This window comes from Okeania sp. SIO2B3 (assembly GCF_010672525.1).
Taxonomy (GTDB): domain Bacteria; phylum Cyanobacteriota; class Cyanobacteriia; order Cyanobacteriales; family Microcoleaceae; genus Okeania.
This window is the reverse complement of the sequence record NZ_JAAHGH010000083.1, coordinates 1-13,146: the sequence shown is the minus strand read 5'-3', so window position 1 is coordinate 13,146 and position 13,146 is coordinate 1. Positions and strand designations below refer to the sequence as shown.

At 40.8% G+C, this 13,146-nt stretch carries 8 protein-coding genes and 1 CRISPR repeat array (1 of these 9 only partly in view); of the genes, 7 read left to right on the top strand and 1 reads right to left on the bottom strand.

The window, feature by feature from the left end; translation table 11 throughout:
- A CRISPR array of direct repeats spans positions 1-5,542; the repeat unit is 36 nt; unit sequence CTTTGGAGCTTCGATTGGAGCGGAATTAATGGAAAC (it extends 691 nt beyond the left edge of the window).
- Between the two features lie 166 nt (positions 5,543-5,708).
- From F6K15_RS29555 to F6K15_RS29530, 6 genes are all read left to right on the top strand, one after another.
- Entirely contained in the window at positions 5,709-6,281 is a 573-nt protein-coding gene (locus tag F6K15_RS29555) for an NYN domain-containing protein (protein WP_293068111.1), read from the top strand.
- Between the two features lie 38 nt (positions 6,282-6,319).
- Positions 6,320-6,688: a hypothetical protein gene (locus F6K15_RS29550; protein ID WP_293068108.1), complete on the top strand. Its 369-nt coding sequence runs from the start codon at positions 6,320-6,322 to the stop codon at positions 6,686-6,688.
- Positions 6,689-6,861: 173 nt separating this feature from the next.
- Complete coding sequence (locus F6K15_RS29545; protein ID WP_293068105.1) at positions 6,862-7,065, top strand: hypothetical protein; 204 nt, start codon at positions 6,862-6,864, stop codon at positions 7,063-7,065.
- A gap of 2 nt (positions 7,066-7,067) precedes the next feature.
- Positions 7,068-7,553, top strand: coding sequence for a hypothetical protein (locus F6K15_RS29540; RefSeq protein ID WP_293068102.1), 486 nt, complete (start codon positions 7,068-7,070; stop codon positions 7,551-7,553).
- A 144-nt stretch (positions 7,554-7,697) separates the two neighbouring features.
- Positions 7,698-9,161 (top strand): ThiF family adenylyltransferase, encoded by a 1,464-nt coding sequence (locus F6K15_RS29535; protein ID WP_293068099.1) that lies wholly within the window; start codon positions 7,698-7,700, stop codon positions 9,159-9,161.
- A 144-nt stretch (positions 9,162-9,305) separates the two neighbouring features.
- A complete protein-coding gene (locus F6K15_RS29530) occupies positions 9,306-11,501 on the top strand; it encodes an ATP-dependent RecD-like DNA helicase (RefSeq protein WP_293068096.1) in 2,196 nt (731 codons plus the stop codon).
- Between the two features lie 18 nt (positions 11,502-11,519).
- On the opposite strand, the gene F6K15_RS29525 is transcribed toward F6K15_RS29530, so the two are convergent.
- Entirely contained in the window at positions 11,520-12,530 is a 1,011-nt protein-coding gene (locus tag F6K15_RS29525) for a hypothetical protein (protein WP_293068093.1), read from the bottom strand.
- A gap of 32 nt (positions 12,531-12,562) precedes the next feature.
- On the opposite strand from F6K15_RS29525, the gene F6K15_RS29520 reads away from it, so the two are divergent.
- A complete protein-coding gene (locus F6K15_RS29520; RefSeq protein ID WP_363268964.1) occupies positions 12,563-13,051 on the top strand; it encodes a DUF192 domain-containing protein in 489 nt (162 codons plus the stop codon).
- Positions 13,052-13,146: the final 95 nt, after the last annotated feature.

Here is a 13,146-nt window from a genome sequence, read left to right as displayed (position 1 = left end):
GAATTAATGGAAACAGTATATCCAAACCATTAGCTGTACACAAAACTTTACTTTGGAGCTTCGATTGGAGCGGAATTAATGGAAACAAACTCAACTGTCTAACCCAGAGACTTAGAGGATTTTTCTTTGGAGCTTCGATTGGAGCGGAATTAATGGAAACTTAATATCTTCTGGGTTTAATCCATCTAATAAATATCCTTTGGAGCTTCGATTGGAGCGGAATTAATGGAAACACCACCAAGTCTTCAACTACTAGGTCATTAAGAGTCAAACCTTCTTTGGAGCTTCGATTGGAGCGGAATTAATGGAAACTTTTCAACACTTACGTTAGAAGTGTTGATTCCGCTCATCTTTGGAGCTTCGATTGGAGCGGAATTAATGGAAACGAAGGATATCATTATATGCATCTTTCTCGGGAATTTTCTTTGGAGCTTCGATTGGAGCGGAATTAATGGAAACATTTCATAGCCGTATATATAGTTTTCGTCGGAGCCTTTGGAGCTTCGATTGGAGCGGAATTAATGGAAACAAGTAGGATAGGGCTTGAGGGAATGTTTCACGGAATTGACTTTGGAGCTTCGATTGGAGCGGAATTAATGGAAACGTACCTCTTGCTGTGCAGTTATTATTGTCAAAACTTACTTTGGAGCTTCGATTGGAGCGGAATTAATGGAAACTTTAGTGGTCATTATCTTGCATTGTGTAGTGTTCCCATACACTTTGGAGCTTCGATTGGAGCGGAATTAATGGAAACGCGATTCAGAGCCAACACCATAGAGACGGTAAGAACCACTTTGGAGCTTCGATTGGAGCGGAATTAATGGAAACGCGAGGCCTAGCACTATGGACAGTAGAAAGCTTATAGCACTTTGGAGCTTCGATTGGAGCGGAATTAATGGAAACTTTGCAATTCCCATTAGTCACAATCGACCCCATGCCAGAACTTTGGAGCTTCGATTGGAGCGGAATTAATGGAAACATTCCGCAGATAAATCTGAGCAGTTAGCCGGATTTGCTTTGGAGCTTCGATTGGAGCGGAATTAATGGAAACATGGTCATGGACTTGACCATTTCTCCAATGTGCCTTCCTTTGGAGCTTCGATTGGAGCGGAATTAATGGAAACTCTAAGACTTGTTTTCCATTAAGGAGCACTGTAAAACTTTGGAGCTTCGATTGGAGCGGAATTAATGGAAACGGGTTGTTCACCAGACCTTCTTTTGAAATTCTGTATCTTTGGAGCTTCGATTGGAGCGGAATTAATGGAAACACATCTGGGCAGAAATTGTTATCAATAACTGAGATGCTTTGGAGCTTCGATTGGAGCGGAATTAATGGAAACACTTCCTGTCCTATTGTGGGGACGAAAGGTAACCATATCACTCTTTGGAGCTTCGATTGGAGCGGAATTAATGGAAACTTTGGGAATCCCCAAAAAGGCCAGTTATCTGAGATGCTTTGGAGCTTCGATTGGAGCGGAATTAATGGAAACCCCCCGTTTGTTCCATTTCAAACAGTAGATCTTTTGCTTTTCCTTTGGAGCTTCGATTGGAGCGGAATTAATGGAAACCTCAGCTAACTTCATCATGGCAAACTCAGAATACCTTTGGAGCTTCGATTGGAGCGGAATTAATGGAAACAATCTATAGCCTCATCAATTTTCTTAGGTTTTAGCGTGCGCCTTTGGAGCTTCGATTGGAGCGGAATTAATGGAAACCTACTAATCCTACTTATGCACCTTTGATTCCAGATCTCGAGCTTTGGAGCTTCGATTGGAGCGGAATTAATGGAAACACCAGTTTCCGTAAGCTATATCTGTGCCATTCACTTTGGAGCTTCGATTGGAGCGGAATTAATGGAAACATCTTCTCCTCCTGGACCTGATGTGTGTATGTGATTGCCTTTGGAGCTTCGATTGGAGCGGAATTAATGGAAACAAGCGGTTCCGCAACTGCTTGTGGAGTAGGATACCAGCTCTTTGGAGCTTCGATTGGAGCGGAATTAATGGAAACTTAATGCTGTTTATGTTTGGGTGAATTACCTGACCCACTTTGGAGCTTCGATTGGAGCGGAATTAATGGAAACACGAGGCTCACTACTACATTAAAAGCTATGAACTTTTACTTTGGAGCTTCGATTGGAGCGGAATTAATGGAAACCGCTAGAGCTATTTGGAGGCACGGGGGGATCATTTCTTTGGAGCTTCGATTGGAGCGGAATTAATGGAAACGAGAGCGTGTTCCATCAAATTCTTCAAAACGGTGAGTGTCTTTGGAGCTTCGATTGGAGCGGAATTAATGGAAACAGTTCTTTTTACTGAATTGTAAAAAGAAGCGAAGGAACCTTTGGAGCTTCGATTGGAGCGGAATTAATGGAAACCTGAGCTGCGTTTTCAGCATTCTTAACAACTTCTAAAACCTTTGGAGCTTCGATTGGAGCGGAATTAATGGAAACTCGATAGTGAATTCGATCAGTGTAGCATTTTTTTTCTCCTTTGGAGCTTCGATTGGAGCGGAATTAATGGAAACATCCGTTGGGGCCGCATGCTTTTGCACACCTGGTTGCTTTGGAGCTTCGATTGGAGCGGAATTAATGGAAACGCCTGTTTTGGTCCATCGGAATAGACCTTGATCATCAGGCTTTGGAGCTTCGATTGGAGCGGAATTAATGGAAACATCTTCCTGGTGCTGCTCTATCTCAAAAGCTAACTTCTCATTCCTTTGGAGCTTCGATTGGAGCGGAATTAATGGAAACATCTGTATACCCCAGATCCTCCAGGGAGGATTTCATTGTGGACTTTGGAGCTTCGATTGGAGCGGAATTAATGGAAACAACGTGAGCCTCAATTCCAATGTCCTGCTGATTCGAGCTTTGGAGCTTCGATTGGAGCGGAATTAATGGAAACGTTTGGGGAATAATACTTCCCATCCAACTTTTCTGCCTTTGGAGCTTCGATTGGAGCGGAATTAATGGAAACGTTTTCTTGTTCACCATTTTTCGTGATAGTTTTTGCTTTGGAGCTTCGATTGGAGCGGAATTAATGGAAACATTTGGGTACCAGTGCAAGGAATGACAAGGGTATATCTTTGGAGCTTCGATTGGAGCGGAATTAATGGAAACGATGGTGAAATATATTTACTTGTGATTTGCTGACTTTGGAGCTTCGATTGGAGCGGAATTAATGGAAACATCTTGCCCCTTTTGAATAGGGTCAAGCTCCACATTTTCTTTGGAGCTTCGATTGGAGCGGAATTAATGGAAACAAACTATTGAAAGGGTTACCAGTAATGAAGCAGGTTTCCTTTGGAGCTTCGATTGGAGCGGAATTAATGGAAACACCTAGAAGGGCCCTCATCTCTTGCCCGCTTGCTTCGATCCTTTGGAGCTTCGATTGGAGCGGAATTAATGGAAACTATAAACTTCTGTTCCCTTATAAATTGAACGATGCTGTGCTTTGGAGCTTCGATTGGAGCGGAATTAATGGAAACGACCACGCTCGCCAAAGAAACGACCAGTGAATCTGATTGTCTTTGGAGCTTCGATTGGAGCGGAATTAATGGAAACATTTAAAAATCAGGAAGAAAGTTACCAATTTTCATATGTCTTTGGAGCTTCGATTGGAGCGGAATTAATGGAAACCCGTATTGGCATTGAAACTTTTTCCAAGGGGAAAATATTTCCTTTGGAGCTTCGATTGGAGCGGAATTAATGGAAACAAAAATCAGGACTGGCACAATATTGTTTCTGTAACTTTGGAGCTTCGATTGGAGCGGAATTAATGGAAACGATTTGGTCGTCAAGTATAACTTTTAATACTTGACCTTTGGAGCTTCGATTGGAGCGGAATTAATGGAAACAACATACCATGATCACCCAAGATAGCAATCTTGGCTGTGCTTTGGAGCTTCGATTGGAGCGGAATTAATGGAAACTCTTAGTGCTTCCACCTTAACCTCAGCCTTTTGAAAACTTTGGAGCTTCGATTGGAGCGGAATTAATGGAAACATTTTTCAGCTGGGAGTTAGGATATAAATTGTAAAAAACTTTGGAGCTTCGATTGGAGCGGAATTAATGGAAACCCTTTTCGGTCTAACCCCTCAATGATAGATTTTTTTGAATCTTTGGAGCTTCGATTGGAGCGGAATTAATGGAAACGTTCCTGCATTGATTTGGGTTGCAATAGCACCTTCGACTTTGGAGCTTCGATTGGAGCGGAATTAATGGAAACCCAAAGTAATTACCCCTCTCTCCATCTTGTTGTCTTTGGAGCTTCGATTGGAGCGGAATTAATGGAAACTTTTAGACGTATTCTGACTTTACCACCAATTTGACCACTTTGGAGCTTCGATTGGAGCGGAATTAATGGAAACGACAGATAAAATTTTCACCTTGCCAGAAACTAAATCTTTGGAGCTTCGATTGGAGCGGAATTAATGGAAACATCTGGCACCAATTCGCATTACTTCCAAACCCTCTGGTCTTTGGAGCTTCGATTGGAGCGGAATTAATGGAAACGAAACTAACAACAGAAAAACCAGCGGAAAGAGCAATGGAAGCTTTGGAGCTTCGATTGGAGCGGAATTAATGGAAACAAAAGGAAGAATCAGAAAAAATAACACGAACAGTTTCCTTTGGAGCTTCGATTGGAGCGGAATTAATGGAAACTTTAGCCCATTTTGGTTGTAGTTGCTGTTTAGATTGCTTTGGAGCTTCGATTGGAGCGGAATTAATGGAAACATCCTCCTGCAGTTGCCTTCGAGGCAAATCCAACGAAACTAACTTTGGAGCTTCGATTGGAGCGGAATTAATGGAAACACTTAGGTGGTTTCCTAGGCTGATCAGTGTGAAGCCTTTGGAGCTTCGATTGGAGCGGAATTAATGGAAACCTTCTGTCTACTTTTGATTTAACATCGGCAACCTTTGGAGCTTCGATTGGAGCGGAATTAATGGAAACACTTCTTCTATCAAGTCATATTTTACCTTATCCGACGCTTTGGAGCTTCGATTGGAGCGGAATTAATGGAAACAACGGAACCAGTTTGATATGTCATGGTTTTAGAAAAACTTTGGAGCTTCGATTGGAGCGGAATTAATGGAAACATCTTGGTCGCCTTCAATCTCATTTTCTGATATTATGGTCTTTGGAGCTTCGATTGGAGCGGAATTAATGGAAACATGTTGGAGGAAATCACCTTGATGGTGGTTTTTGTCTTTGGAGCTTCGATTGGAGCGGAATTAATGGAAACGTATGATACCCGGTTCGTAACTAAACTCACATACAACTTTGGAGCTTCGATTGGAGCGGAATTAATGGAAACAGTCCTACTATCTCCAGGTTTAAAACCAATACCAGTGTTGATCTTTGGAGCTTCGATTGGAGCGGAATTAATGGAAACCTTTTACATCCCTTGTACTCCCGTCACTATACCTGAAAGTTCTTTGGAGCTTCGATTGGAGCGGAATTAATGGAAACCTCGGTGGAACTCTTTTTTAATTCCATCTCTTCTTCTTTGGAGCTTCGATTGGAGCGGAATTAATGGAAACTTCCTCTGATATTGAGGAAGTTTTTTTTGCTAAATTTTTCTCTTTAGAAGCGATATAGCTGCCACGCTTGCGGGGAGTCCTACTTCAGGAAAAACCCCTTTCCATACCCATGTTTAAATATAAACAGTTGAGAGAAACGAACAAAAATAATGAATCAAAACCAACCATGACAACAACTCGACGAGTATTAATTCTCGCTGATAGCGACAATACTTTCCTCAGCGCACAAAGCTTTAACCGCAAAGTAGACTGGGAAAAAATCCGCGACTACTTAGCCAACCCAAACGAAGGAAGAGAACTTATCGAAATGGTAATTTACGTTGGCCTACCTCCTGCCAAAGAGCGATTTCAGGAACAACGGAAAACCAAAGAAAAATTCATCTATTGGGCAAAAAGCAATGGATTTTTAGTAGTCCCCAAAGAAGGTAAAGCAAAAGGCGATGAGTACGAAACCAATATCGACATCGTGATGGCAATGGACGCAGTGGAACTAGCATTAGACGTTCGCCCCGACATCGTCGTTTTATTGACAGGAGACTCTGATTTTGCTTACCTAGCAGAAAAACTCAGACGCAGGGGAATGCGTGTCGAAGTGGCATCCGTCGAACAATCTTTAGGCAACGACTTAAAAATTGCCGCCAGTAGCATTGTAGATTTAGTGGGAATTTTTGATGGATTTAAACAGCAAAAAAAAAGCCAAGAATACCACAGAATAGGTAACACTAATCTTTTTGATTAATTCACGTCCAATTATACGAAAATTAAACGAAACAAAACATGAAAAAAATTCTAGCCCTACCCCAAGCTATCTCCAAAAAAGCAATGGAAACCCTCAACGGAAAATTAGTTTTCCGGCAACCAAACGGGTTCAACTACATCCGCTTCAAATTAGAATATTTGACTCAACAATTTGACAATTTAGAATCAGCTTTTAGTGCGAAAAACCTCGAAGAATACGAACAAATTAGCTCTCTTAAACAATCAGTTCAAAAACTAGAAACACTCTATTATCGACTATTATCAACAACCGTAATTTCTTCAGCCATCTTAGGTATTTTATTTTTAGGAATGGGTATAAATCAATTATCTTTTCAGAGAGCACAACTTGAAAATACTGTAGTAGAAAAGTCAGTATCTAATCGATAGAATTCAGAATTCAGGAGTAATATCAAATCCATCGATCATCATACAATGCGTAAGGGCGAATGGCCATTCGCCCCTAAATAGATTCTTCGTCTTAATAATGCTGAATAACATCGATGCTAACGGATTTGATATGAATCCTTACATTTTTACCAAATAGGAGATAGGAGAAATAAATGAAAGCTGTTGTTAATGGCAAATTAATTGATTTACCCCAAGGTGCAACTGTGGAAGAATTGCGGGCAAAACTACCAGAAATTGGTAATGACGATGTCATAGAAGAAGGATTCGGTAAAACCAAACCTTTGCAAGAAAATGAAGCTCTTAAAGAAGGTTCAAAAGTTTGGACAGTCCCCAAAATTGTAAAAGGCAGAGGATAATTATGACAATTACAATTAATGCTGGCTCTACCAACTTTCGACCAAATACTCGAATTAAAACCGAACTTAAACTTTTAGAAAAAGTAGCAAAGAACATTATTGTAGGCAGTAAAACTGTTAGTGAAATTCAATATACTGCCATTTTAATAAAAGGAATGCCTTTGTCTTCTTCTAAGTTCAAAGTCACTAATTCCGACGTACTGTTTTTATTGCCACCAGACTACCCTCGTTTGCCCCCTATTGGCTGCTATCTCAACTATCCTTGGAGCAGTGCAGGAGAAGGAGACCACCACTTTACCAGGCAGAGTCACTACGGCGCACCATTTTTAAATGAGGAAGGTTGGTATTGGTATTGTGTGGGATTAGGTGGTGGTTTTAATCGAGAACGATGGCTTAATTCTTGGCGACCAAAAAAACGACCAGAAAACGGACACAACCTTGCTACCTTATTTGTTACTGCTCGTCACGCCATTAATAGTGATGATTAGAGTCCAGTAGGTAGGGTAGAACAAAGTGTTAGGGTCGCTTATCCGTAGGAGCGACCAAACAATAATAACGCGCGTGTAGGGTTTTGCGGACTCAACCCTACCTACATTTTTAGGCTGATTCCTGAATTCTATATCAAAAAAAACATGATACAAAAATCTTCAAATATATCTTTACACATCCCGCCGTTAATGTGGCAGCAGTTTCGCCAGATGATGTTAAATACACAAACTGCAGGGGAAGAAATTATAGGGTTTTTCTTCTGTAAACATCATCAAATTTCAGAAACTCAACTCAGGTATTTTCCTAAAACATGGGTAGTTCCTACTCAGTCATGTTACGAACATCAATCTACAACAGGATTAGTGTTAAAACAAGAATTTCACTTGTACTTACTTCAAACTTATCTAGAAAATGGATTTGATATTGTTCATATTCATACCCACCCAGGTTTTGATACACCTTGCTTTTCAGCAGTTGACGATCGCTATGAATCAGAATATGCTCAATTTATTGCCAATAATTTTGACTCCCAACTACAATTAATTTCTGGCATTTTCAACGAGTCATTACAGAAACCAAACTTCCGGATCTGGAACCAACTCGGAAGCTCATTTGAGGAAGTTGACTTTTATCATTCATGGTTTGAGAGAAGGCAGGAGGCAGGAGGCAGGGGGCAGAAAGTTGTCGAGACTCTAAGTTACTCCCAAGCAGTAGATGGAGATTTAACTCTCCCGACGAACAAAGAACTTTTTTCTGAGACAGAGATGAAACTGGAACAAACAGGTTCTTCAGATGCTATGTTTGCTCGTCAAGAAATCTTTGGTAACGCATTGCAAGAAAAACTGAACGAACTTACAGTCACATTAATAGGTTGTGGGGGCATTGGGTCAGTTTTTGCAGAAGTTTTGGGGCGTTTAGGTGTCAAAAATTGGGTATTAATTGACCATGACTGTATAGAAACTACAAATCTCAATCGAATGCCAGGAGCCACATGGGAGATGGTGGACCAGCAGTTACCGAAGGTTGAGTATGTGAAGCAATTAATTCAACAAATTTATCATACAAACGCTACTGTCAAAACTATACCCACTACTATTGAGAATGAATTAGCGACTCAAGAAATAGGAGCTTCAGATTTAATTGTTGTGGCAACTGATAATCATTACTCTCGACAAGTTGCTCAAGAGTTAGCACTTAAATATATGAGACCTTTGGTGTGTCTGGGAACTCATATTGATATTAAATCTAATGGTGTACCCCGAATGTATTGTCGCACTACAATTCCCCCATTAGGTGGTGGTTGGTGTTTGATGTGCGGTAATATTATAAACCCGCAAATGGCAGCTTTAGAATCTGCGCCTCGTGAAATTGAGCAAGTAGCTCAAGATGCAGGTTACATGGAAGGTATTGATGCTCCTGCTGTTTATTGGTTGAACAGTATTTGTGCTAGTACGGCAGTGGGGATAATTCAAGGAATGGTTAGTGGATTTTTGGACATTGATGCTGGTTTGGACTGGATTTACAAATTTCCTGAGTCCAAGTGGTATAAAACTGATACAGATTATTTAGTCAATACTGATTGTTATTTTTGTGGCGCTGAAGTTTAACTAACCCGGCGGGAAGTCCCGCGCTGTAATTTTCAATGAGCGCGCCGTATGGGAAAGCCGGGCATCGATGTGTGTAGTTCGTCCTGATTTTTGATATAATAACGAATGTAGATATAAAGGTCGATTCTAGGATGCTACCAAAAAATGCCCGTTCCCGCCACTCCCACCACAGAAACCCTCACAGGAATAGTAGAGCGCATCACCTTCCACTCCTCTGAGTCTGGCTACACAGTAGCTCGCTTCAAACTCCCCAAAACCGACAACCTCACAACCATCATCGGCAACTTCGCCAACATCCAACCAGGGCAAACCCTCCAAATCACAGGCTTTTGGCGCGACCATCCCCAATATGGCCCACAACTGCAAGTTACCCACTACACCGAAACTAAACCTGCCTCCCTCACCGGAATGGAAAAATATCTCGGCAGCGGTTTAATTAAAGGAGTAGGACCTGTGACTGCTAAACGTATTGTCAACCACTTTGGTCTAGAAACCTTAGATATCATCGAAAATAACGTCGAACGCCTCACGGAAATTAAAGGCATTGGCAAGAAAAGAATTGAACAAATTGCCTACGCCTGGGAACAACAAAAAGCCATCAAAGAAGTAATGATGTTTCTCCAAGGTCACGGGGTTTCAACAGTTTACGCCACCAAGATTTATAAACAATATGGTAAAGGAGCGATCGCCACTGTCACGGAACGTCCTTATCAATTAGCAGAAGATATCTATGGTATAGGTTTTCTCACAGCAGACAAAATTGCTGAAAATGTGGGCATCCCTCTAGAGTCAAAGTTTCGTTACAAAGCAGGAATTTTACACACACTTACCGAGGCTACTTCAGACGGACACTGTTTCCTGCCTGAAAGTGAGTTGGTGGAAAAAGCTAAAACGCTACTAACAAAAGATGAACATGAGGCTGAAGCTGCTTCTATCTTGGCAGTCATCACTCAGATGCAGGCAGACAAAGACTTAATGAAAGATGGAGCAGATGGGGAAGTTGCTCTCTACAAACCCAGTATTTTTCATACCGAACAAAACCTCGCACAACTGCTACACCAACGCCTAATTCAAACAGTTGAGGCAGATATTCCCCGCGTTCGCAATTGGATACAACGCTTTACTCAAAGTCGCCAAATTCAACTTTCCCAACAACAACAACTAGCAGTTGAAACCTCTGCCTATTCTCAAATGATGATTTTGACAGGTGGCCCTGGATGTGGAAAGACTTTCACCACCGCAACAATAGTTGAGCTATGGAAAGCTATGGGTAAAAGTATCTTATTGGCAGCACCTACAGGTAGAGCTGCTCAAAGGTTGGGAGAGGTAACTAAACTTCCAGCTCAAACCCTGCACCGCCTTCTAGAATTTGACCCGAAAACAATGGATTTTCTGCGTGATGAGGATAACCCCCTGAAATGCGATGCTCTAATTATTGATGAAAGCTCAATGTTGGATATTTTTCTGGCTTATTCGTTAGTAAAAGCTTTGCCAGAGAATTGTCAACTATTGGTAGTAGGAGATGCAGACCAACTGCCTAGTGTGGGACCGGGGAATATTCTTAAAGATTTGATTTCCTCTGGAAAAATTCCGGTGGTCAAACTAACACAAGTGTTTCGCCAAGCAGCTCAAAGTGCTATTGTTGCTGCTGCTCACCAAATTAATCAAGGGAAATTACCCCAATTTGAACCTATTTCTAATTCTCCTAAATCTGATTGTCTTTGGCATGGGGGTGGCACTCAACCCGAACATGGCGTTCAAACGATTTGTGATTTGGTTGAACAGTTTATTCCGAGTATTGGTTTAACTCCCACAAAGGATTTGCAAGTTCTCTGTCCCATGAGTCGAGGGTTATTGGGAACTCGTAATTTGAATAAAGTTTTACAGGAGCTTATTAACCCTCCAACTCCTGAAAAAACTGAAGTGGTTAGGGGCACAACTATTTTCCGGGAAGGCGATCGCGTAATTCAACAGACTAATGATTATAAGCGGGAGGTATTTAATGGGGACTTGGGTATAATTAATAGTATTGATACCACAGAGCAGGAAGTGGTGGTGAATTTTGGGGAGCGTAGTATTACTTATGATTATCCAGATTTGAATGAAATTGCTTTAGCTTGGAGTATTTCTATTCACAAGAGTCAGGGTAGTGAATATCCAGTGGTAATTCTGCCATTGTATATGCAGCATTATTTGATGTTGAATCGCAATTTACTTTATACTGGGATTACTAGGGCGAAGAAGTTGGTAATTGTGGTGGGGAGTAAAAAGGCGATTTCTATTGCGGTGAGGAATGAAGGTCAACAGCGGTATACGAGGTTGCAGTCATTACTTGTGTGATGGCGAGGTTGACTAATGTTAATATGTCCCTCGATGCTTCCTTCTAGATAATTGCTTTGCTTTTTTACTGCTCCACCTGGGGACAGCGAGTATATCATCTACTTTCTGCAACTCCTCCGGGACGGGTGTGCCTGTGAGGAGACTAACGGACTCGCTAATAAATTTGCAGCAACTGACTGGATATTTCAAAATCTGTTCTTCCGTAAACCGAATAACAATCCAATTATTTTGGATAAAGAAATTATCACGACTAATTTCTTTGGGATCGTCTGTACAGTGGGTGGGTATTTTTTTTCTTCCTATCAAAGTATAAGGTTCGTCTATTTCTATATCTACATATAGATTCCATTCGGAAAGATAGTATATAAAATCGGGAGTGTAGGGGTACTCGGAATACTTTGCAACTACATAACCCACAATAATTTTACGAGGGAAAAAATACTGCAGAGCTTTGAGGAAAATATCCTCACTCCTCCCTTTTTTTGCATTGCTACCTTTGGTAGGTTTTAGAGCCTGTATATTTTGAAACAACGCCTTGGCAACTTTGATCTTCTGGGTACGTTCTGCTACATACTTATGATAAGATGCTAATTTTTGTTGGTAATCGCGTACATTAGATTTGACAACGGATTGAGACTTCTTCCAGCGCTCTAGTTTCTGCGAGTATATATCAACTTGCATCGTGTATTCCAGCAAAATAGAATCATATTCCGCCTTTTTCGCATCATAGCTTTTTTGTTCGCGGTAGTAAATATAGCCAGCTATGAAGGCAATTAACGTTAAAATTATCCAGGTGACATGACCTACATCTGAAAACCAAGATACGGAGGCAACAATAGCTAACCCTATTATTCCAAGAAGGCTGTATCTATTTGGTGTCAGAGGTTTGGTTATCAGAGGCGGTACGGGTGGTTCAGGTTTTTTTTTAGATTGCACCTCTGGAAATTGAGGGGCGTTTTTCTCGGGGCATTTTACTGCAAATTTTAAGATTTCTGGAGGGATTTTTAATACGGGATAGTATTCAGGCATAGTAATAACTATTAATTAAAGGTTTAATGTAAATGATGCAGTGTGGCAACTTAGGGAAATTTGTGATTGTAGGGTCGGTAGGACTATATAGCATTTTGAGTCTGTACCTATATAGCATTAAGATGAGAACTATTACGAAACCTCAATACCTACCAGTTGCAGCAGAGGTTACTATTAATGATTTCAAAATAGACTTAGAGGTCGCCAATACCCCAAAAACAAGGAAAATCGGGCTTATGCTCAGACCTTCTCTACCCGACGAACGCGGGATGCTGTTTGAGTTTAAACCTCCTCAAAGAGTAAAACTGTGGATGAAGAATTGCTTAATCAGTCTGGATATTATCTTTATTCGGAATAGTATTGTGCAAGGGTTAGTCCCCAACGCACCTCCTTGTTATACAGATAAATGTTCTATATATGATTCTGGGGTGATTGTGGATAGCGTAATTGAATTGAAAGGTGGACGTGCGAATGAGTTGGACTTAAAGGTAGGCGATCGCTTGACAGTAACTACATATTGAAAATAATTAATTATTAACAATTAGTAATTTATCAATGCCGGAGTATTGATTATTAAAGTTGTTGCAATTGAAATTTAACAACTTCTTGATAATTT

Coding starts and splice junctions, on each gene's coding strand:
- F6K15_RS29555 (WP_293068111.1), top strand. CDS start 5,709: ATGACAACAACTCGACGAGTATTAATTCTCGCTGATAGCGACAATACT.
- F6K15_RS29550 (WP_293068108.1), top strand. CDS start 6,320: ATGAAAAAAATTCTAGCCCTACCCCAAGCTATCTCCAAAAAAGCAATG.
- F6K15_RS29545 (WP_293068105.1), top strand. CDS start 6,862: ATGAAAGCTGTTGTTAATGGCAAATTAATTGATTTACCCCAAGGTGCA.
- F6K15_RS29540 (WP_293068102.1), top strand. CDS start 7,068: ATGACAATTACAATTAATGCTGGCTCTACCAACTTTCGACCAAATACT.
- F6K15_RS29535 (WP_293068099.1), top strand. CDS start 7,698: ATGATACAAAAATCTTCAAATATATCTTTACACATCCCGCCGTTAATG.
- F6K15_RS29530 (WP_293068096.1), top strand. CDS start 9,306: ATGCCCGTTCCCGCCACTCCCACCACAGAAACCCTCACAGGAATAGTA.
- F6K15_RS29525 (WP_293068093.1), bottom strand. CDS start 12,530: ATGCCTGAATACTATCCCGTATTAAAAATCCCTCCAGAAATCTTAAAA.
- F6K15_RS29520 (WP_363268964.1), top strand. CDS start 12,563: ATGATGCAGTGTGGCAACTTAGGGAAATTTGTGATTGTAGGGTCGGTA.